Annotated in this window: 23 protein-coding genes; all 23 read right to left on the bottom strand. The window is 41.7% G+C overall.

Annotated elements, in window-relative coordinates; translation table 11 throughout:
* Positions 1 to 57 precede the first annotated feature (57 nt).
* Positions 58 to 939 carry a translation elongation factor Ts gene (tsf, locus tag NSS92_RS06460; RefSeq protein WP_340867178.1) on the bottom strand — a complete coding sequence of 294 codons (882 nt, stop codon included), beginning with the start codon at positions 937 to 939 and terminating at the stop codon, positions 58 to 60.
* A 90-nt stretch (positions 940 to 1,029) separates the two neighbouring features.
* Entirely contained in the window at positions 1,030 to 1,764 is a 735-nt protein-coding gene (gene rpsB, locus NSS92_RS06465; RefSeq protein WP_024426991.1) for a 30S ribosomal protein S2, read from the bottom strand.
* 155 nt (positions 1,765 to 1,919) lie between these two features.
* A complete protein-coding gene (locus tag NSS92_RS06470; protein ID WP_024424153.1) occupies positions 1,920 to 2,459 on the bottom strand; it encodes a hypothetical protein in 540 nt (179 codons plus the stop codon).
* A 21-nt stretch (positions 2,460 to 2,480) separates the two neighbouring features.
* Positions 2,481 to 3,248, bottom strand: a complete 768-nt coding sequence (locus NSS92_RS06475) for a FliA/WhiG family RNA polymerase sigma factor (RefSeq protein ID WP_024424154.1) — start codon at positions 3,246 to 3,248, stop codon at positions 2,481 to 2,483.
* A gap of 24 nt (positions 3,249 to 3,272) precedes the next feature.
* Positions 3,273 to 3,773 (bottom strand): chemotaxis protein CheD, encoded by a 501-nt coding sequence (locus tag NSS92_RS06480; RefSeq protein WP_048239726.1) that lies wholly within the window; start codon positions 3,771 to 3,773, stop codon positions 3,273 to 3,275.
* Positions 3,773 to 4,399 (bottom strand): chemotaxis protein CheC, encoded by a 627-nt coding sequence (locus tag NSS92_RS06485; protein ID WP_142944798.1) that lies wholly within the window; start codon positions 4,397 to 4,399, stop codon positions 3,773 to 3,775. The genes NSS92_RS06480 and NSS92_RS06485 overlap by 1 nt, the downstream gene beginning before the upstream one ends.
* Positions 4,400 to 4,411: 12 nt before the next feature.
* A complete protein-coding gene (locus NSS92_RS06490; RefSeq protein ID WP_024424157.1) occupies positions 4,412 to 4,873 on the bottom strand; it encodes a chemotaxis protein CheW in 462 nt (153 codons plus the stop codon).
* A 24-nt stretch (positions 4,874 to 4,897) separates the two neighbouring features.
* Positions 4,898 to 6,928, bottom strand: coding sequence for a chemotaxis protein CheA (locus NSS92_RS06495; protein WP_340867179.1), 2,031 nt, complete (start codon positions 6,926 to 6,928; stop codon positions 4,898 to 4,900).
* 5 nt (positions 6,929 to 6,933) lie between these two features.
* The gene (locus NSS92_RS06500; RefSeq protein ID WP_267586262.1) at positions 6,934 to 8,007 is read right to left on the bottom strand and encodes a protein-glutamate methylesterase/protein-glutamine glutaminase; all 1,074 of its coding nucleotides are present in this window, start codon (positions 8,005 to 8,007) and stop codon (positions 6,934 to 6,936) included.
* Entirely contained in the window at positions 8,004 to 8,909 is a 906-nt protein-coding gene (locus tag NSS92_RS06505) for a MinD/ParA family protein (RefSeq protein ID WP_324290815.1), read from the bottom strand. Before NSS92_RS06505 ends, NSS92_RS06500 begins: the two co-directional genes overlap by 4 nt.
* Complete coding sequence (gene flhF / locus NSS92_RS06510; RefSeq protein WP_340867180.1) at positions 8,903 to 10,021, bottom strand: flagellar biosynthesis protein FlhF; 1,119 nt, start codon at positions 10,019 to 10,021, stop codon at positions 8,903 to 8,905. Before flhF ends, NSS92_RS06505 begins: the two co-directional genes overlap by 7 nt.
* On the bottom strand, positions 10,021 to 12,054 hold the full coding sequence (flhA, locus tag NSS92_RS06515) for a flagellar biosynthesis protein FlhA (protein WP_267586259.1): 2,034 nt from the start codon (positions 12,052 to 12,054) through the stop codon (positions 10,021 to 10,023). The genes flhF and flhA overlap by 1 nt, the downstream gene beginning before the upstream one ends.
* A 29-nt stretch (positions 12,055 to 12,083) precedes the next feature.
* Positions 12,084 to 13,172, bottom strand: a complete 1,089-nt coding sequence (flhB, locus tag NSS92_RS06520; protein ID WP_340867181.1) for a flagellar biosynthesis protein FlhB — start codon at positions 13,170 to 13,172, stop codon at positions 12,084 to 12,086.
* Entirely contained in the window at positions 13,169 to 13,948 is a 780-nt protein-coding gene (fliR, locus tag NSS92_RS06525) for a flagellar biosynthetic protein FliR (RefSeq protein ID WP_025092585.1), read from the bottom strand. The genes flhB and fliR overlap by 4 nt, the downstream gene beginning before the upstream one ends.
* A 6-nt stretch (positions 13,949 to 13,954) precedes the next feature.
* A complete protein-coding gene (gene fliQ, locus NSS92_RS06530; RefSeq protein ID WP_003211206.1) occupies positions 13,955 to 14,224 on the bottom strand; it encodes a flagellar biosynthesis protein FliQ in 270 nt (89 codons plus the stop codon).
* Positions 14,225 to 14,240: 16 nt separating this feature from the next.
* Complete coding sequence (gene fliP / locus NSS92_RS06535) at positions 14,241 to 14,906, bottom strand: flagellar type III secretion system pore protein FliP (protein ID WP_008354479.1); 666 nt, start codon at positions 14,904 to 14,906, stop codon at positions 14,241 to 14,243.
* Positions 14,899 to 15,558, bottom strand: coding sequence for a flagella biosynthesis regulatory protein FliZ (fliZ, locus tag NSS92_RS06540; protein WP_340867182.1), 660 nt, complete (start codon positions 15,556 to 15,558; stop codon positions 14,899 to 14,901). The genes fliP and fliZ overlap by 8 nt, the downstream gene beginning before the upstream one ends.
* An 18-nt stretch (positions 15,559 to 15,576) precedes the next feature.
* On the bottom strand, positions 15,577 to 15,939 hold the full coding sequence (locus NSS92_RS06545) for a response regulator (RefSeq protein ID WP_007499584.1): 363 nt from the start codon (positions 15,937 to 15,939) through the stop codon (positions 15,577 to 15,579).
* Between the two features lie 27 nt (positions 15,940 to 15,966).
* Positions 15,967 to 17,091, bottom strand: a complete 1,125-nt coding sequence (fliY, locus tag NSS92_RS06550) for a flagellar motor switch phosphatase FliY (RefSeq protein WP_267586255.1) — start codon at positions 17,089 to 17,091, stop codon at positions 15,967 to 15,969.
* On the bottom strand, positions 17,081 to 18,079 hold the full coding sequence (gene fliM / locus NSS92_RS06555) for a flagellar motor switch protein FliM (RefSeq protein WP_024424167.1): 999 nt from the start codon (positions 18,077 to 18,079) through the stop codon (positions 17,081 to 17,083). Before fliM ends, fliY begins: the two co-directional genes overlap by 11 nt.
* A 33-nt stretch (positions 18,080 to 18,112) precedes the next feature.
* The gene (gene fliL, locus NSS92_RS06560; protein WP_267586254.1) at positions 18,113 to 18,541 is read right to left on the bottom strand and encodes a flagellar basal body-associated protein FliL; all 429 of its coding nucleotides are present in this window, start codon (positions 18,539 to 18,541) and stop codon (positions 18,113 to 18,115) included.
* The gene (locus tag NSS92_RS06565; protein WP_230030151.1) at positions 18,538 to 18,753 is read right to left on the bottom strand and encodes a flagellar FlbD family protein; all 216 of its coding nucleotides are present in this window, start codon (positions 18,751 to 18,753) and stop codon (positions 18,538 to 18,540) included. Before NSS92_RS06565 ends, fliL begins: the two co-directional genes overlap by 4 nt.
* Before the next feature lie 37 nt (positions 18,754 to 18,790).
* Positions 18,791 to 19,582: a flagellar basal body rod protein FlgG gene (gene flgG / locus NSS92_RS06570; protein ID WP_024426979.1), complete on the bottom strand. Its 792-nt coding sequence runs from the start codon at positions 19,580 to 19,582 to the stop codon at positions 18,791 to 18,793.
* Positions 19,583 to 19,597: the final 15 nt, after the last annotated feature.

Raw genomic sequence — 19,597 nt, forward strand, 5'->3', positions numbered from 1 at the left:
AAATAGGGAACACAGTGCTTGTGCTCCCTAAAAAAGCCCCAGAGAGCTTTTCAAACATTATTTTTTCACTTGGCTCATAACTTCTTCAGCAAAGTTGTCTTGACGCTTTTCGATACCTTCGCCCACTTCATAGCGAACATAAGTTTGAACAGTTGCGTTTTTCGCTGCTACAACTTGTTTCACCTTTTCATCTGGGTTTTTAACGAACGCTTGGTCAAGTAAGCAAATTTCTTCGAAGAATTTGTTTAGACGGCCTTCTACCATTTTAGCTACGATGTTTTCAGGCTTTCCTTCTTGAAGCGCTTGCTGTGTTAATACTTCACGCTCACGGTTTGCTTCTTCTTCTGACACTTGGTCACGAGAAATGTATTTAGGGTTTACAGCTGCAACGTGCATTGCAATGTCTCTTGCAAGATCTTCGTCAGTTGTTCCGTTAAGAACAGCTAACACACCGATACGTCCGCCCATGTGAAGGTAAGAACCGAATGCAGCATTATCTTCTTTCGTGATGACAGAGAAACGGCGTAGAGTGATTTTCTCTCCGATTTTCGCAATTGCAGATGTGATATGCTCTTCAACTGTTGAACCGTTTTCCATTTTAGAAGCATGAGCTTCTTCAATTGTTGCAGGTTTAGCAGCAAGCAAATGATCAGCAAGTTCGTTAAGAAGTGCTTGGAATCCTTCGTTTTTCGCAACGAAATCAGTCTCAGAGTTCACTTCTAGGATTACGCCTGTGTTGCCGTCAGTTTTGATAAGAGTTAATCCTTCTGCCGCAATACGGTCTGCTTTTTTCGCAGCTTTTGCGATTCCTTTTTCTCTTAGAAGGTCGATTGCTTTCTCGATGTCACCATCAGTTTCTGTTAACGCTTTTTTACAGTCCATCATACCTGCACCAGTTTTTTGACGCAGTTCTTTAACTAATTGAGCAGTAATTGCCATTTTACATTTCCTCCTTCTATGTTAAACACGGATTACTAGGTGAAAAAAAGGTGATAAAAGGCATTTCCCTCTTATCACCTTTTGAATAGGTTACGCAGTTGTTGTTTCAGTTTCTGTCGTTTCTTCTACAACAGCTTCTTCTTCGCCTTGTTTAGACTCAAGAATCGCATCTGCCATTTTAGCAGTTAGAAGTTTTACAGCACGGATTGCATCATCGTTTGCAGGGATCACAACATCAATTTCGTCTGGATCACAGTTTGTGTCAACGATACCGATGATTGGGATATTCAATTTACGAGCTTCTGCAACTGCAATACGCTCTTTACGAGGGTCGATAATGAAAAGTGCATCCGGAAGACTCTTCATGTCTTTGATTCCGCCTAGGAATTTTTCAAGACGCTCTAATTCTTTTTTCAGTTGAACGACTTCTTTCTTAGGAAGAACTTCGAACGTACCGTTTTCTTGCATTTTTTCAATATCTTTTAAACGTTTAATACGTTTTTGGATTGTTTCAAAGTTTGTTAAAGTTCCACCAAGCCAGCGTTGGTTCACATAGAACATACCAGAACGGATTGCTTCTTCTTTCACTGAATCTTGTGCTTGCTTTTTCGTACCAACGAAAAGGATTTTTCCTCCGTCAGCAGCAAGGTTTTTAGTGAAGTTGTAAGCTTCTTCTACTTTTTTCACCGTTTTTTGAAGGTCGATGATGTAGATGCCGTTACGCTCTGTAAAGATGTAACGCTTCATTTTTGGGTTCCAACGGCGAGTTTGGTGACCGAAGTGAACACCAGCTTCTAGCAATTGTTTCATAGAAATAACTGACATTTTGTTGCCTCCTAATATAATGGTTTTTTTTCCTCCGCTTAAGTCATGTTCACATAAAACTGCGCCACGGCAGCACCTTCATACGAATCATTAAGCGTGTGTATTTAACACCAAGAAATAATATAACACATGATGGACTGACAATCAAGAATCCTTTACAGCTTTCCGCTAAATTTTAATAAAAGCTCGATTTCTGTCTTGCCAGTTTTCATTTCTTTCGCTATTTCTTCTAGTGATCGCCCTTCATCATATAAGGTCTTCACTTGGTCCTCGAATGTTTCTTCTATTTCACTTTTAGAAGGCAGAGAAGCCTCTGTTTCAAGTTGTGGAACGGGTTCATTTACCTTCTCTTCCTGCACCTCAACTTCGCTAAGGAGAGCTGACAGGTGCTCTGGTACTGGATCTTCACTTTCGACCGATTGCTGGGATTCAATTGGTGGTTGTGGCTGCTTTGGTGTCTGAAGATCCGATTTCAGCTCTTCAGCAGAAAAATCAGGGGAAGCGGCTGCCACTTTTGATAGTTTGTCATTCTCTTCTTTGACTTCCATCAAAAATGCAGCCAGGGTATTTTCCGTTTCTTCTAGAAGTTCTCGCTGCTTTTGTTCTGTTGCCTTCAGCGAATTCATTCTCGTATATAAAATGATCACAAAATAAATAAGTGCAGCATGAAGCATGAAGCTAATCAGCCATAACATATTTTTTCACTCACTAACTCTTTAAGATTGAATGGCTTTATCAAGCAGATGCTTAAGCTTGAACAAGGCCTTTGAATGAATTTGCGAAATGCGCGAAGTAGATAAATTGAGCACTTGACCGATTTCCGTTAATGTCAGTTCTTCTTTATAGAAAAGACTGATCACGAGCTTTTCTTTTTCTGAAAGCTCTGTGATTTTTTCAGAAAGCTGTTCAATTAATTCATCTTTCAGCATTTTCTCTTCAGGAGTCACAGACTTCTCGTCGCGAATCATGACTTGAACGTTTTCTCCGTCTTCTTGATCATGCAGCTTCTCATCAATTGAGAGCAGATTTGCAAAGAACCCTTCATTCATCGTTGTGACGACATCCTGTTCACTCATGCCGAGTTCCTCAGCCACCTCTGTTGGCGTCACATTACGCAAATAACGCTGTTCAAGCTTTTCAATAGCCGCTTCTACTTTTTTTGTTTTTTCTCTTGATGTACGAGGCAGCCAGTCCTCTTTACGAAGACCGTCGATGATGGCCCCGCGGATTCTGAAGGATGCATATGTATCAAACTTCAGATCTCTTCCAGGGTCAAATTTTTCAAGGGCATCATATAAACCGAGCATCCCTAGACTGATCAAGTCTTCTTTATGCACTGACTTCGGGAGACCGATGGAAATTCTTCCAACATGATATGTGACGAGCGGCATATAGCGGCGCATAAGATCATCTCCAGCAGCTGGGTCTTTCCACTCTTTCCATCTAGCCCATAGCGCCTGATCTTCGTAATTTAAGGATTGCATCTTTATCCCCCTATACTTCCTTAGTTATATCTTCATAATGCCTTGCTTCACAGTGCGGATCTCAAGCTCTGCCGTAAGCGGATCAAATTCAATCGTACGGCCATTGTTTCCGCCTGTATCCTCACTAATAATCGGGATATGATGAAGAGATAGATGTTCTTTCACAGCTGAAACGTTTCTAGGTCCAATTCTCATAAGATCATTGGTTGACTTAAACTTAAACATTTCCGCCCCGCCAGCAAGTTTTGCCTTTAGCGCATGTTTGCGTGCGCCTGCTTTTAGGAGCAGATCAATTGTATGCTTGACACCTGTATCTGCATATTTAGCCAAGTTCTCCACCGCCCCTTTTGAAAGGGAGGAGTCTGGAAGCATAACATGGACAAGGCCTGCCAGCTTTTTCTCTTGATCAAACAAGACAAGCCCTACGCAAGAACCGAGACCGGATGTCCGAATGCGGTCCGGTGTTTTGACAAGCTGAACATCCGCAATACCAACCTTTACAACTGCCGGAATTTGCACGTTCATTATAGGTTACCTAATGCTTTGAATAGTTTTTCAAACGATTCAAAGTCTGGTAATAGAAACATATTTCCTTTCAGCTCTTGCTTATTTTGATCATCAAAAATAGATGTATCAATCACAATCGCCTGATCGCCAAGAGGACTGAATTGCATTAACCCTTCACTAATGACAGCCCCGAACATATCGAGCGTGACATCTGGAACACTTGGGTAAAGCTGCAATTTTGTTAAATCGGCAAGGGCTGATAAATAAGAGCCCGCTAAAATATTTCCCAGCTCATGAAGTGCTGACGTTCCCATCTCATGTTCATGAATCGTATCAATATCAAATGCCGGGTCCTGGACAAGCTCTCTTACAAATTGCTCCGCTTGCTCAAACGGCATAATGAAAAAGATTGAACCGGATAAATCCCCTTCCATTCGCAGGAAAATGCTTGCAACGGGAAGATCTGCACCCCCAAAGAATTCCATTAAATCTTCAAACGAGAGAACCTTGACAAAAGGAACAGCCATATCTATTTTGCGATCCAATAGGTTGGCAAGAGCAGACGCTGCGTGGCCTGCCCCGATATTCCCAACCTCTCCTAAAATATCTAGCTGTTCATCTTTAATTTCGTTGAAAATGCTCATTTCACATCCCCCTTAATGAACAGGTGCACCTTGAACGCTCTTGTCGAGGACAGCACCGGCATGAATGATATTGAAAAGACGCTGATCATGCTTAATGATACCTGTCACCCATGACTGTCCTTCTTTTTCAGCTGATTCAGGAGAAGATTCTACTTCTTCCTGATGGACGGTAATCACATCATTTGCTTCATCAACAATCCAGCCGACTTCAATGTCGCCAACTTGTACAATGATCATTCTTGTTTCATCTGTAATCTCGTTGTCAGTGGAACCAAGTCTGACTCTCAGGTCAATGACAGGGGTCACGACACCGCGTAAATTAATAACACCGCATATATAAGGGGCAACGCCAGGAACTCTTGTCGGCTGCTGCCATTTTTCAATGGACTTTACTTCTGATACTGAAATGGCGTATTCTTTTTTGTTTACGATAAACACAATCATCTTTTCGCCAGTTTTGATATCTGTACTCATTTCAGACCGCTCCTCTATTGTTTTTTACTTGATCAGTGCATTACAGTCAACGATGAGTGCAACTTGACCGTCACCTAGGATGGTTGCGCCGGATATCGCAAATACGTTTGGCAGATAATCTCCTAGTGATTTTAATACAACCTCTTGCTGACCAATAAATGAATCGACCACAAATGCTGTCAGCTTGTCTCCTTTACGAACAACAATGATGTGCAGTTCTTCCTCTAATTCATTCGCATTTGGTACGTGGAATTGTTTCTTCAAGTACACGACCGGTACGATAAATCCGCGGAAATCAATCACTTCACGATCATGCGTTTGAAGGATGTCACTTTTCTTAATGACTGCCGTTTCAATAATAGAAGAAATCGGAATCGCAAAAGTTTCCTCTTCTAGTTTTACAAGAAGAACGGAAATAATCGATAATGTAAGCGGAAGCTGGATTGAGAATAGTGAGCCCTGTCCTTCTGTTGAGTTAATGCTCACAGATCCGCCTAGTGATTCCAGCTTGTTTTTCACAACGTCAAGACCTACACCACGGCCTGAGATGTCAGAAATCGTATCAGCTGTAGAGAATCCTGCTGCAAAGATCAATGAATCAATTTGATGATCTTCAAGCGTTTCTGCTTCTCTTTCTGTAATAACCCCGCGCTCTAACGCTTTTTCAAGCACCTTTTTACGGTTAATACCGCCTCCATCATCTTCTACTTCAATGAAGACATGGTTTCCGCTATGATACGCTTTTAATAGAACCGTACCTTTTTCCGGCTTGCCTTTTTTCACACGTTCTTCTGGTGATTCAATCCCGTGATCTAGACTGTTTCTAAGTAAGTGCAAGAGGGGATCTCCAATCTCGTCGATCACTGTTCGATCAAGCTCTGTCTCAGCACCCTCAATAATAAGTTCAATTTTCTTATTAAGCTCTTTCGTCAATTGACGAATCATACGCGGGAATCTGTTAAACACAGTTTCAACAGGTACCATTCTCATGTTCAGGATGATTGATTGCAGGTCTCCAGAAATACGTGTCATTCTTTCGACTGTGTCTGTGAGTTCGTTATTTTCTAGTTCTTTAGCAATCTGTTCTAATCGGCCTCTATCAATCACAAGTTCTTCAAATAGGTTCATAAGAGAATCTAGACGGTCGATGTTGACACGAATTGTTTTCGTTCCGCCGGCAGCTGCACCGTTATTGCCATTTGCTTTTGGCGCATCATTTGCTGGCGCTTTCGCAGCAGGAACGGATACTTCTTCTTTTTTCTGTTCAGGCTGCGCCTCTTGTTTTTGAGCCGGAGCTGCTTCTTCAAATGCGGAGACTTCAGAGATTTCAACCTTCTCAACCTCTGAGATTGACGTGACGATTTTCTGCACTTCGTCCATCGGCTGTTTAGAAAGATAAGAAATGCTGAATTCAGATTCAAAATCTTCTGATTCTAATAGTTCTGCATTTGGAACGGTTTTGACAACCTCGCCTGCTTCATTTAGTCTTTCAAAAATCATATAGACACGAACGGCTTTTAGTAAGCACGCTTCGCTTAATGTCACGTTGAGTTCATAGCATTTGAAGCCTTGCTCTCTCGCTTCATCAAGAACCGTTCGTTCAAATTCGTTATAATCTAAGTCATTAGCGGCAGCAGCTGATGCATCCGCTGTTTCAACGCTAGAAGCTGCCTCAGCATGGCTTCCTGTCACATCTAGCTTTTTACTAATCTCTGTGACATCACGTTTCCCGTCTCCGCCTTCTGCAATCGATTGAACCATTGCTTCAAGGTGATCGAGTGCTTCGAACATCGTATCCATTGACTCAGGAGTGACAATCATTTGTTCATTACGGATAGCATCAAACATGTTTTCTAAGTGATGCGTTAGGTGAGCCATATCGTCAAAGCCCATCGTTGCACTCATGCCTTTCAATGTATGAGCCGCTCTGAATATATCATTCACTAGCTGCAAGTCGGTTGGGTTCTTTTCTAAATCAAGAAGTTTTTCATTACAAGTTTGTAAGTGTTCTCTGCTTTCATCTAAAAAGATATCTAAGTATTGGTTTACATCCAACGTGTTCACGCCCTCTCTTTTTTCATGGAGCTTATAATTGCATGTGCGATGTCATCCACATGCCTTGTTTCATGTGCAAGGCCTGCTTTAATGACTGATTTAGGCATTCCGAAAACAACACATGATTCTTCTTTTTCTGCAATGACTTTCGTATGACCGCTTGCGACCATTTTTTTGACACCTTCAGTACCGTCACTGCCCATACCTGTCATAATGACAGCGATTTTCTCGTAACCTTTTATGCTGCTGATGGATTCAAATAAATAGTTAACAGATGGTTTGTGCCGGCTTTCCGTGTCTTCAGGGGACAGCCTAATGACGAGTGACCCCCCTTGGTCATGAAGTGACATATTCATTCCACCAGGAGCTATGTAAGCCACTCCATTTTTCGCGATGTCTCCGTCTTGTGCTTCTTTAATTGTAATTTGTGATAAATGATCTAACCTGGTAGCAAGTGATGCCGTGAATCCTGCCGGCATATGCTGCACAATCAATATAGGTGCCTCTATGTCCTTAGGCAGCTTCGTTACGACTCGTTGAAGTGCCCTTGGCCCTCCCGTAGATGTTCCGATAGTAATAATCTTTCGGAGTGAGCCTCCTTTTACTGATTGCGGGCGAAGTGCAGCCACTGGACTTGGCGGCTTTATCACTGGCTTAGGAGACACCCTCTCTTCAGTACGTTTCCTTGACAGTCCTGCTGCAAGTACCCGCTCTACAATTTGCCCCCTCACTTTGTGCAAATCGAGAGAAATACTTCCCGAAGGCTTTGTCACAAAGTCGAAAGCACCGAGTTCTAAGCAATGGATGGTTAAATCTTTACCTTGCTTTGTCTGGCTTGACACCATAATCACGGCAAGGTCGTGTTCAGCCAGAATTTGTTTTAATGCTTCTGTTCCATTTAAAACAGGCATTTCCACATCTAATGTGACAACATCTGGATTCAGTTCCTTGATCCGTTTTAAGGCATCTTCCCCATTTCGCGCCGTTCCGACGACTTCTATTTCTTGCTCGGCACTTAAAAAATCACTAATGAGCTTTCTCATAAAGGCCGAGTCATCTACTACTAGCACTCTGATCATGAGTCCACCTTCCTCCTTTTAAAAAAAGAGGACAACTTATCTATAAACGTATGCTGTTCTCTCCGTGCCTCTCTTATCTGCTGATGATATAGTGTTTCTGCCAGCATCTTAATCGTTTTACTCAGCCTTGAATGAGGCTGCTTCATATAAAATGGAATTTGTTCTGATACTGCTTTAGGAACCGCAGGATCATCAGGCACAGCACCAGCAAATACAAGTTTTCTGTGAAGAAAAGATGTGACCACTCCTGCTAATTTCCGGTAGGTTTCAGACCCTTCTGACGGGCTTTTACACCGGTTGACTATGATTTGCACAGACCGTTCAAACTGATGAATGGCTAAGTGTTTAATCGCGCTGTAGGCATCCATGATGGATGTTGGCTCTGGCGTAGTCACAACGACCACTTCTCCTGCTGATAAGACAAAAGGCAGCTGATCTTTTGACAAGCCAGCACCCATATCAAAGAAAATACAATCAAAGCCCTGCATCATTCTTTCCATCTCTTCCAAAAAGAACGACCATTGATCTTTATCTAAAGAAAACAGCTGTTCAAGTCCGCTTCCGCCAGAAATGTAATATAGGTTATCCGTTCCTTTTGTCATGGCTGCTTGGAAGGATTTTTTTCTGACGAGAACATCTAATATAGAACTAGTCGATGTTTTCCCTAGTAAAATATCAATATTCCCCATCCCAAAATCAAGATCGATCACTAACACTCTTTTGCCTGTACTTGCGATAGACAGTGCCATATTCAGTGTCAAATTCGATTTACCTACCCCGCCTTTACCGCTCATGACGGCAATGGTTTTTGCCTGTCCGCTGACGTTAAGAGGAGCCGGTGTGATCATTTGACTCTGCTGAACTAGTTTTCTTAACCCTTCTGCTTGGTCGGGCTTCATGATTGTAAAACCATCCTTGTTAGTTCAAGAGGAGAGCCTTCAAGAATATCCTCAGGCACATTTTGGCCATTTGTTAAAAAACCAAGTTTGATTTGAGAGTCTGCAATGATTTGAAAAATGGTTCCCATCGTGTCCGTTTCATCTACTTTTGTAAAAATGAATTGATCGATTGGAACGTGTTCAAAACGTTTGACCATGGCTTTCATGTCTTGATACTTCGATGTGGCACTCATCACGAGAAAACTTTGAATGCTCTCATCAAATGGAATAATGTCGGTCAGCTCTTTGATATACGCTTCTTCTTTAAAGTTACGGCCTGCTGTATCGATGAAAATATGATCATACTCTTTAAAGGTCTCTTGGGCTTTTACAAAATCCTCTCTCGAATAACAAACTTCAAGCGGTGCATTCAGCAGTTCAGCATAAGTTTTCAGCTGTTCGATTGCTGCAATCCGGTACGTATCGGTTGTAATAAAAGCAATCTTCTTTTGCTGCTGAATGGCTGTTTTAGCGGCCAGCTTTGCAATCGTTGTCGTTTTACCAGCTCCGGTTGAACCGAACAGTACAATGTATTTTGACGAAATCATCGGCTCATCAGAGGTTTGCGCTGGCAGCATATCTGTCAGCAGTTGTTCAAGCTCTTTATTTATGTGATCATCTTTAACTGCGCCCTTTGTTAAAAGACCCTTCAGGCATTCGTCTCGAATAGCATCATCAAGACCTTGATCCTTTAGCTTTTGATCGATTGCTATGAGAGGATCAGGCAGAATACCCGCATGCCGTTCATTCCTCACATATTCTAAAGGCTGAGCATGAGAAGGCGCTTGTTTCGCCGCCTTGGGAGCAAAGGATGGCTCTTCGGGCAGCTTTTGAACTTGTTCCTTTTTTGGTAACACTGGAAGAGGCGGCGCAGGGTTTAAACCTTTACCAGCTCTTTCCTCGAAATCTTGATCCAGCACTGCAATCACTTCGACCATTTGCTGCTTCTTTAACCCGAACAGTTTGCGTTTGACAACGGTTTTAGAATTTAAAATAACGGCATCTTTCCCAAGCTGCTGCCTAATTTGAATCGTTGCCTCCTGCATAGAATTTGCTGTGATTTTTTTCATTTTCATTAGATATCCACCACTCCGATGCTCTGTACTTCCACATTCGCTTCTAGTTCGTTATAAGATAGTACCGGTAAATCTGGGAAATATCTTTCTAACAACTGCTTAACGTACATTCTTATAGGAGGTGAGCATAATAGAACCGGCGTTTCCTGACGAAGCGAAAGCTGTTCAATTTCTCTCGCCACTGATTGAATCACACTTTCAGAGGATTCTGGATCTAACGATAAGTAGTTGCCATGCTCTGTCTGCTGAACGCTATCTGCAATTACTTTTTCGACTCGGCCTGAGCATGTCACGACTTTCAATGATTCATTTTCTCTTGCATACTGTGCGGTAATCTGTCTTGCGAGCGCCTGTCTGACATACTCTGTTAATAAATCTGTATCAGTCGTTAATTTTCCGTAGTCTGCAAGCGTCTCAAAAATGGTGACAAGGTTTCGGATAGAGACCTTTTCTTTCAGCAGCTTCGCCAGTACTTTTTGAATATCACCGACTGCCAGCGGATTTGGCGTTACCTCATCTACTAAGACAGGATAACTTTCTTTCAGATGATCGATTAATTGCTTCGTTTCTTGGCGTCCGAGCAATTCATGTGTGTTTTGTCTAATTTTCTCTGTAATGTGAGTAGACACAACCGATGCTGGGTCCACAACCGTATAGCCTAGCATCTCGGCTTGATCTTTTTCTGCTTCTGATATCCATTTAGCCGGCAGGCCAAAGGATGGTTCGATTGTTTCAATTCCTTCAATCGGATCATCATCAGGCGTTGGGGACATCGCTAAGTAGTGATCAAGCAGCAGCTCCCCTTTTGCTACTTCGTTCCCTTTAATTTTCAACCGGTATTCATTTGGGTTCAGTGCGATATTGTCCCGGATTCGGACGACTGGAATGACAAGACCAAGTTCGAGGGCAAGCTGCCTTCGGATCATCACAATTCGGTCTAACAGGTCACCGCCCTGATTTGCATCAGCGAGCGGAATGAGGCCGTAGCCAAATTCAAATTCAATGGCATCCATTTGCAGGAGATGAATGACGCTTTCTGGACTTTTCATCTCTTCTACCTCTGCCTGTTCCTCCAGTACCTCTTCAATTTCTTCTTGGTCTTGTTTGTTTTTCGACATCATATATGCGCCAAGTGCTATTAAACCTGCAATTGGCCCAGTTAAAAGTACGCCGATTGGCGTAAACAAACCAAGAAGGAAGATCGTTCCTGCTGTGACATAAAGCATGGCTGGGAAGGCAAAGAGCTGACTCGTAATGTCTGATCCAAGGTTTCCGTTAGAAGCTGCTCTCGTCACGACAATCCCTGTTGCCGTTGAGATGAGGAGTGCCGGAATTTGAGAAACAATTCCGTCCCCTACTGTTAACAGGGTAAAGTGGGAAGCTGATTCTTGAATCGACATGCCTTGCTGAAGCATCCCAATAATAATTCCAAATATAATATTGATGATAACGATGATAATACCAGCGATGGCGTCCCCTTTAACGAACTTACTGGCACCGTCCATCGCTCCATAAAAGTCTGCTTCCCTCGCTACTTTTTCACGGCGGTTTCTTGCTTCACTTTCTGTCAGCATTCCTGCATTTAAATCAGCGTCAATACTCATTTGTTTACCTGGCATCGCATCAAGTGTAAATCTTGCCGCAACCTCTGATACACGCTCAGCCCCTTTAGTAATAACAATAAACTGAATGATGATCAGAATAAGGAAAACAACGAGACCAACGATGATATTTCCTCCAACAACAAATGAACCGAACGTTTCTACAACCTTTCCAGCATCTCCTGTTGAAAGAATAGAACGTGTTGTAGAGATGTTAAGCCCTAAACGAAACAGTGTTAAGAGCAAAAGCAATGATGGAAAAATTGAAAATTCCAGTGGTTCTTGCATGTTCATAGTGGTGAGAAGCACGATAAGCGCAAGAGAAATATTAATAATGATTAAAATACTTAATAGCATTGGCGGAAACGGTATGACCAGCATCGCCACAATTAAAATAACACTGAATATAACAGATAAATCTCTTGCTGACATGCCTGTTCTCTCCTTTTAAAACCAAAAATTCATAAAATCTTTTGTTTCGTTTTATAGACGTAAGCTAAAATTTCTGCGATCGCCTTAAAATATTCTTCTGGCACCGCTTGGTCGATGTCGACCTGATCATATAGTGCACGAGCGAGCGGCCGGTTTTCTACGGTCATGATATCGTGCTCTTTCGCAATCGTTCTAATTTTCAAAGCCAAAATATCGGTTCCCTTTGCGACAACAAAGGGCGCGTCCATTTTTTCTTCGTCATACTTTAAAGCAATGGCATAGTGGGTTGGGTTTGTAATGATGACGTCCGCTTTTGGGACTTCCTGCATCATCCGTCTCATGGCCATTTCCCGCTGACGCTGTTTAATCTTTGATTTTATGAGCGGGTCACCCTCTGATTTTTTATACTCATCTTTGATGTCTTGTTTGGACATCCGCAAGTTTTTTTCATAATCAAATTTCTGATACATATAATCAAGCCCTGCTAAGATCAGAAGAGCACCAGCAGCATACAGCCCCATAATCAAGGTCATATTTGCGACGAAATGAAGGGTTTCCTCTGCTGTTAATAAAGGAAGACGCAGAATTTCATCAAAGTGCATCCAAAGAGCAATAAATGTGGCAAAGCCAACAAAGCCAATTTTCAAAATCGATTTTAATAGCTCTACGAGGGCTCGAATACTGTATATCCGTTTAAATCCTTTGATTGGGTCAAGCTTTTCTAATTTCGGTTTGATCACTTCTGGTGAAAAGAGAAAGCCGACTTGTAAATAGTTACTGAGAATGCCCGCCAGCATACCAACACCAAGGATTGGCATGAGGAGGAGCCCTGTTTCCTGAAGCAATTCCAAGAATAGTTGATGAATATTAGATGTGCTAACCTTCATTAGCATAGTTGTTGAATAAAAACGTTCAATGAGCGCGATAATCCGCTCTTTCATAAAAGGCCCAATAAAAAAGAATGATAAAAAGATTAATAGAAATGAGATGGCTGTATTGACGTCGGTACTTTTGGCAACCTGTCCTTTTTTACGTGAATCCCGCCTTTTTTTCGGCGTTGCTTTTTCTGTTTTTTCACCTGCGAAAAATTGCAAGTCTAGTCTAAGCCTTGTCATCATGACGAACCACCGACCAATGCTAAGAAATTCCTCATGGTGAGTACAATCGTTTCAAATGTATTTTGGACAACCCCGAAGATGACGCCCATACAGATGATGATCATAATAAAACTCACACCGATTTTAATAGGAAGTCCGACCACAAATACGTTCATTTGCGGAACTGTACGTGCCACAATCCCCAGTGCCAAATCGACTAAAAATAGACTTGCCACTACAGGTGCCGAGATTTGAAAGGCTATGATAAACATTTGGTTGAAGCTCTTTGCGATAAAGTAAGCAAAGGATTCACTGCCGAAATTCAGCGCATATTGATCAACTGCAATGTATTGAAAGCTGTAATAGATTCCATCAAGCAGCAGATGATGTGCGTTTGTTGCCAGCATCAACAGCAATGTGACCGTATAAAAAAACTGTCCCATCAGCGGCGTTTGCGCCCCTGTTTGCGGATCAATAATATTGGCAATCGCAAAACCCATTTGAAAATCAATGAATGAGCCGGCAATTTGAACAGCGGACACCATGATGTATGCAATCAGCCCAAGCAGCAGGCCGACCATCGCTTCTTTCACCGCAAGCATCATATAAAGACCGTCTATGTCGAGTGCTGGCGGTTCTTTTATGGTGCTAAAACTAATGACAGCTAAAAACAGTGAGAATCCAACTCTGTGTACAGCCGGGATCGTTCTATGCGCTAAAAGCGGTACTGTCACAAAAAAAGCGGTGATCCGAATAAAAACTAAAAGAAAAGCAGGGAATAATTCTATAATTGACATCGCTGGTTAACCTGCAAATCGATCTAAATTCGAGAACAGCTCTGTCGTAAAGGACACGATTGTTGAAAGCATCCATGGACCAAACACAACAAGTCCAATGAGTACTGCAACAATCTTAGGAATAAACGCAAGCGTCTGTTCTTGAATTTGGGTTGTCGCCTGAAACACACTGACAATCAGTCCCACAATGAGTGCGAGCGCTAGAAGCGGCCCACTCACAAGCAATACTACATACACTGATCTTTCAGCCATCGTAATGACAAATTCTGAACTCATGTTTTAAGCACCTACTCTAAAAGCTTTGCAGCAAAGATTTAACTATCAAATACCATCCATCGACTAAAACAAATAACAAGATTTTGAAAGGGAGCGATATCATAACCGGCGGAAGCATCATCATTCCCATTGACATCAGAACACTTGCGACCACCATGTCAATAATTAAAAATGGAATAAAGATCATGAAACCAATTTGAAATGCCGTCTTTAATTCTGAAATGGCAAAAGCGGGAACCATCGCCGTTAAAGGAATATCTTTAATCGATTCAGGTGTATCCATTTTTGCGTAGCTAAGAAATAAAGCCAAATCTTTTTGTCTTGTATGTTTACTCATAAACTCTTTAATAGGCACTTCGGCTTTTTCATATGCCTGATTTAACGTGATGTCGTCATTTAAAAGGGGCGTCAGCGCCTCTTTATTAATCTGTGAGAACGTGGGTGCCATGATAAAAAATGTGAGAAACAACGCAAGTCCAACAAGCACTTGGTTTGGCGGCATTGAGTTGGTTGCAAGTGATGTTCTGACGAATGAAAGAACAATCACAATCCGTGTAAAACACGTCATTAAAATGAGAATGCCCGGTGCAACCGAAAACACAGTTAAAAGTAAAAGAAGACGGACAGATGTGCTGATATTTCCTGCACCGCTGGAATTAAATAAATCGATAAACTCATTCATTTTGTTTCGGGCCTTTCTTTCTGACTTCTGATTGGGTCTTTTTCAATTCGGCTAGCTGCGCCTTTAAATTGGCTGAAAAAGAAGAAGTGGTCGGCTGATCATGTTTCTTTATCTGCGATGTGAATTTTTGAACCATTTTTGGTAAATCGGTTTTGCTTTCCATCGCTTCTTCATATTGTTTCACGATCGCTTCACATTCTTGTTCATCATCAATTTCTTTTAGCAGCTGGATTGAGTCTGCTACGCCGACAACTAATACTCGTTTGCCCACTTTGATCAGCTGGACTGAACGGTTTTGTCCGACTGTCGTTCCGCCGATATTTTCAACATAGCGAAATGGTTTGAGTAAGCGGTTTTGCTTACCAACAAATCTCACTAAACCATAAATAAGCAGGATGACAAAAAGTAAGGCACCAATCATTTTGACAAAATCCATAATGGAGACAGAAGAAGAGGGAACTTCTTCTGCCGGATTCGTTTGATTGTCAGTGGTTTTCTTCTCTGTATCCTTTTTGCTTTCATTCTCATCTTTGAGCCAGTCATTCACTGTGCCATTCTCAGGATCTTTCGTTTCGGCAAACAGTGAGGCAGGCTGCATCGTCAAGAAAAGCATAAAACTGATCATTGCTATACATATCAAACGTTTTTTCAACAAATCTTACACCCTTTTTTAGCCTAACGTTTTATTAATTGCTTCAAGTACACGGTCTGCCTGGAATGGCTTCACGATAAAGTCTTTTGCACCTGCTTGGATCGCATCAATAACCATTGACTGCTGTCCCATAGCAGAACACATGATGATTTTTGCAGAAGCATCGATTTGTTTAATTTCTTTTAGTGCTGTGATTCCGTCCATTTCTGGCATTGTGATATCCATTGTGACAAGATCAGGAGATGTTTCTTTATATTTTTCAACTGCTTGTGCGCCGTTTTCTGCTTCTCCTACTACATCAAATCCGTTTTTTACAAGAATATCCTTGATCATCATTCTCATGAATGCTGCATCATCTACGATTAATACCTTAGTAGCCATTTACTTATTCTCTCCCTATATGTTTGTTTATTTTAAATTAGAAAGTCTTTCTGACTGACTTAAAATATCAGTCACACGAACACCAAAGTTCTCATCAATGACAACGACTTCCCCTTTGGCGACGATTCGTTTGTTAACTAGAATGTCTACTGGCTCACCAGCAAGTTTGTCCAGTTCAATAATACTTCCAGCTGAAAGCTCAAGAACTTCTTTCACACTGCGCTGAGTTCTTCCAAGTTCCACCGTAATGGAAAGCGGAATGTCCATCAGCATATCAAGGTTTCCAAGTTGGCTTGTTGTATGCTGAGGCTCACTGAACGATTCAAATTCAACTGGCGCCACATTTACAGGTGCTGCCGGCTTCGGCTTCGCCTGTCTTTTCGGCGGTGCTGCTTGCTGCGCTGGGGCAGACTGCGTTTGCGTTGCTGCCGGCTGAGGTTCAGGTGCACTCACTTGAGCTTCTTGAACCAGCTCTTCTTCTTGCGCAGGATCTGTTAATTCTGCGATTAAATCCTTCGCAAATGTAATAGGATAAAGCTGCATAATATTTGAATCGATGAGTTCACCTATTTTTAATCTGAAGGATACTTTGACAAGCATTTCTTCAGCTGGAATGCGGTCTGTCCCTTCTCCTTCTTTCACATCAAGTAATTCGACGCGCGGCGGAGAAATATCAATCTTTTTATTAAAGACAGTCGACATGGATGTCGCAGCAGAACCCATCATTTGGTTCATTGCTTCTTGTACTGCACTTAAGTGAATCTCGCTTAAAGAAGGGTCAGCATTTGTCCCGTCTCCGCCCATCATTAAGTCCGCAATGACTGCTGCATCTGTTTGCTGGACGACAAGCAGGTTACTTGCGCTGAAGCCTTCCGTATAATTCACTTCGATAGCGACATACGGATGAGGAAATTCCTCATTCAGCATACTTTTTTGAATCACAGTAACAGTTGGAGTTGTAATCTCCACTTTTTGATTTAATAGGGTTGAAAGTGCTGTTGCAGAGCTGCCGAATGAAATATTTCCGATTTCTCCAATGGCATCTTGCTCCATTGCAGAAAGGATTGTATCAGGCTCTATATCGTCATTGCTGCCTCCTTTAAGGAGCGCATCGATTTCGTCTTGTGATAATTTACTTCCGTTATTCTCCATCTTCTTCACCTCTTATGTCGTGATCTAGAATTTGAATCGCCTGTTTCCGATTCACGCGGCCGGCCTGTCCCAAGAATTTCGGTTTATTTCCGACCATAACAGTAAGAGGCGCATTTACTGGTTTGTCCAAGGCAATACAATCACCAATTTCCAAATTCAAAAACTCTTCCACCGTCATTTCCGATTGTCCCAGCTCTGCGACTACCGGTATTTTTGCCTTCATAATCCGTTTTTCAATGGCCTTTGTTTCTTGCTGTTTTGGTTCATTTCGTTCAGACTGCATCCAGTAGTGTACAGACAGCTTCGGAATAATAGGCTCTAATACAACGTGAGGAATACATAGGTTAATAACCCCGCTTACCTCGCCAATTTGTGTATTAAGAGAAATGACGACAACTGTTTCGTTTGGTGACACCATTTGAACAAACTGGGGATTTACCTCGAAATCTGCCATTTCAGGCTCGATGTCGGTTATGGACTGCCACGCTTCTCTGTAATTTTCCAAAGCTCCCTCAAACATATTTGAGATAATCTTTGTTTCAATTTCTGTAAGTGATTCTGTCTTATTATGACTAATGCCAATCCCGCCCATCAGCCTGTCCATCATCGCATAGCCGATTGTTGGGTTCACTTCAAGCATGATTCTTCCTTCAAGCGGGCTGACATAAAATAAGTTTAATAATGTCATATTAGGAATCGAACGAATAAATTCTTCGTATGGTACTTGGTCAACCGAGCTGACAGTAATTTGAATATATGATCTTAGCTGCGCTGAAAAATGCGTGGTGAGCAGTCTAGCGAAGTTATCATGAATCCTTGTTAAACTTCGAATCTGGTCTTTTGAAAAACGCAGTGCACGTTTAAAGTCATACACCTTCACTTTTTTCGTCGTTTCCTCTTTTTTCAGCTCTTCTGCATCCATTTCGCCTGTTGAGATGGCGGATAATAATGCGTCGATCTCATTCTGGGAAAGCACTTCTCCTGACATTTCTTCACCTCCATCGTGTTCAATTAATCGCCTCTATTGCAGATTAAAGGAGGTTATATATACTTCTTTCACCTTGCCATCTTGCAAATAGTTATTCACTTTGTTTTTGACTTGTATTTTAAAATGTTCTCTGCCTTTTTTGCCATCAAGTTCATCTGCATTCGTGTCAGATAAAATGTCGATTACAGCATCTTTTACTTGGAAACTTCTTTTCTCAAGCTCTGATTTTGCTTTTTCAGAGTCCGTTTCAATATTCAGGACAAGTTTGACAGCATTTCCTTCAGACTTTAAATTGGTGATAATCTCAGGAATTTCAACAGAAGCTTTTACGACTTCATCTGCTGTTGGCTCTTTTTCGGCTTTTGCTTCGTCTGACCCATTCAGCAGAAAAAAGATGCCTGCACCAATTCCGACGATGGCAATAATCATGATTAGCATTACTACGACTAATTTCTTCTTCATTCAAATTCCTCTATTCCTTGGTTCAATGAAATGACTTGGATTTTTCTGTAGAAAGAAATGATTTTCTCTTGAAGCTGCACTTCATCTTCTTTCACAACGAATTTCTTTCCATTGGCCAAAGTAATGGTCGTGTCTGGAAAGCTTTCGATTTGCTCGATATGGAGAGCGTTCAGCATAAATCCTTTGCCATTTAATCTTGTCACTTCAATCATATTAAGCAGAGAAGCGAGCATCCGCTCCCCCTACCTCCTATCGTTTCAGATTCACAAGCTCTTGCAGGATTTCATCAGATGTTGTGATCGTCTTTGCATTCGATTGGAATCCGCGCTGCGCGATAATCATTTCAGTAAACTCATCTGTTAAATCAACGTTTGACATTTCAAGTTTCCCTGTTTGGATCACGCCAGTTCCTTCTTCACCAGGTACGATAGGATTACTTGGTGCACCTGAGCTTAACGTTTGGCGGTAAAGGTTGTCACCAACTTTGTCTAATCCTCCTGCGTTACGGAACGATACGAGTGAAATCTGCCCAACATTTCTAGATACGTTGTTTTCAACAACCGAAACCGTTCCATCTGGACCAACACTTACACTTGAAACGCCATCTGGAATCGTTATCTTTTGTCCATTCATTCCAAGTAGATAATTTCCATCAGGGGTGACTAAGCTTCCCTCTGAATCAGTGTCGAAATTCCCTGTTCTTGTATAAAGAATTTCTCCTTGACTTTCAATACGGAAAAACCCATCTCCATTGATATAGAAGTCGTAAGGTTCATTTGTATTTTGAGAAGATCCCGCTGACATGATTTTATCAATAGAAGATAAAGATGATCCTAAACCAATTTGTTTTGAGTTGATTGAACCGGAGTTGTTCGTTGGTCCACCTGAACTTCCAATGGTTTGGCTGACCATATCTTTAAACGTGATACGGCTTTTTTTGTATCCGTGTGTATTGACGTTGGCTACGTTGTTGGCTACCACATCTAATTTTGATTGGAAGTTTTTCATTCCGCTAATTCCTGAGTAAAGTGAGCGTAACATTTATTTTCCTCCTCG

Origin of the sequence: Bacillus sp. FSL M8-0166, assembly GCF_038008825.1 — a bacterium.
GTDB lineage: Bacteria > Bacillota > Bacilli > Bacillales > Bacillaceae > Bacillus > Bacillus safensis.

What these genes read in the sequence shown, in the direction of transcription:
- NSS92_RS06490 (WP_024424157.1), bottom strand. Translation starts at nt 4,873, where the DNA reads ATGAGTACAGATATCAAAACTGGCGAAAAGATGATTGTGTTTATCGTA.
- NSS92_RS06485 (WP_142944798.1), bottom strand. Translation starts at nt 4,399, where the DNA reads ATGAGCATTTTCAACGAAATTAAAGATGAACAGCTAGATATTTTAGGA.
- flhA (WP_267586259.1), bottom strand. Translation starts at nt 12,054, where the DNA reads ATGTCAGCAAGAGATTTATCTGTTATATTCAGTGTTATTTTAATTGTG.
- NSS92_RS06545 (WP_007499584.1), bottom strand. Translation starts at nt 15,939, where the DNA reads ATGGCTACTAAGGTATTAATCGTAGATGATGCAGCATTCATGAGAATG.
- NSS92_RS06500 (WP_267586262.1), bottom strand. Translation starts at nt 8,007, where the DNA reads ATGATCAGAGTGCTAGTAGTAGATGACTCGGCCTTTATGAGAAAGCTC.
- tsf (WP_340867178.1), bottom strand. Translation starts at nt 939, where the DNA reads ATGGCAATTACTGCTCAATTAGTTAAAGAACTGCGTCAAAAAACTGGT.
- flgG (WP_024426979.1), bottom strand. Translation starts at nt 19,582, where the DNA reads ATGTTACGCTCACTTTACTCAGGAATTAGCGGAATGAAAAACTTCCAA.
- fliY (WP_267586255.1), bottom strand. Translation starts at nt 17,091, where the DNA reads ATGGAGAATAACGGAAGTAAATTATCACAAGACGAAATCGATGCGCTC.
- fliM (WP_024424167.1), bottom strand. Translation starts at nt 18,079, where the DNA reads ATGTCAGGAGAAGTGCTTTCCCAGAATGAGATCGACGCATTATTATCC.
- flhF (WP_340867180.1), bottom strand. Translation starts at nt 10,021, where the DNA reads ATGAAAATGAAAAAAATCACAGCAAATTCTATGCAGGAGGCAACGATT.
- NSS92_RS06565 (WP_230030151.1), bottom strand. Translation starts at nt 18,753, where the DNA reads ATGATTGAAGTGACAAGATTAAATGGCAAAGGATTTATGCTGAACGCT.
- fliL (WP_267586254.1), bottom strand. Translation starts at nt 18,541, where the DNA reads ATGAAGAAGAAATTAGTCGTAGTAATGCTAATCATGATTATTGCCATC.
- rpsB (WP_024426991.1), bottom strand. Translation starts at nt 1,764, where the DNA reads ATGTCAGTTATTTCTATGAAACAATTGCTAGAAGCTGGTGTTCACTTC.
- fliR (WP_025092585.1), bottom strand. Translation starts at nt 13,948, where the DNA reads ATGTCAATTATAGAATTATTCCCTGCTTTTCTTTTAGTTTTTATTCGG.
- NSS92_RS06480 (WP_048239726.1), bottom strand. Translation starts at nt 3,773, where the DNA reads ATGAACGTGCAAATTCCGGCAGTTGTAAAGGTTGGTATTGCGGATGTT.
- NSS92_RS06475 (WP_024424154.1), bottom strand. Translation starts at nt 3,248, where the DNA reads ATGCAATCCTTAAATTACGAAGATCAGGCGCTATGGGCTAGATGGAAA.
- fliP (WP_008354479.1), bottom strand. Translation starts at nt 14,906, where the DNA reads ATGAATGAGTTTATCGATTTATTTAATTCCAGCGGTGCAGGAAATATC.
- fliQ (WP_003211206.1), bottom strand. Translation starts at nt 14,224, where the DNA reads ATGAGTTCAGAATTTGTCATTACGATGGCTGAAAGATCAGTGTATGTA.
- flhB (WP_340867181.1), bottom strand. Translation starts at nt 13,172, where the DNA reads ATGATGACAAGGCTTAGACTAGACTTGCAATTTTTCGCAGGTGAAAAA.
- NSS92_RS06470 (WP_024424153.1), bottom strand. Translation starts at nt 2,459, where the DNA reads ATGTTATGGCTGATTAGCTTCATGCTTCATGCTGCACTTATTTATTTT.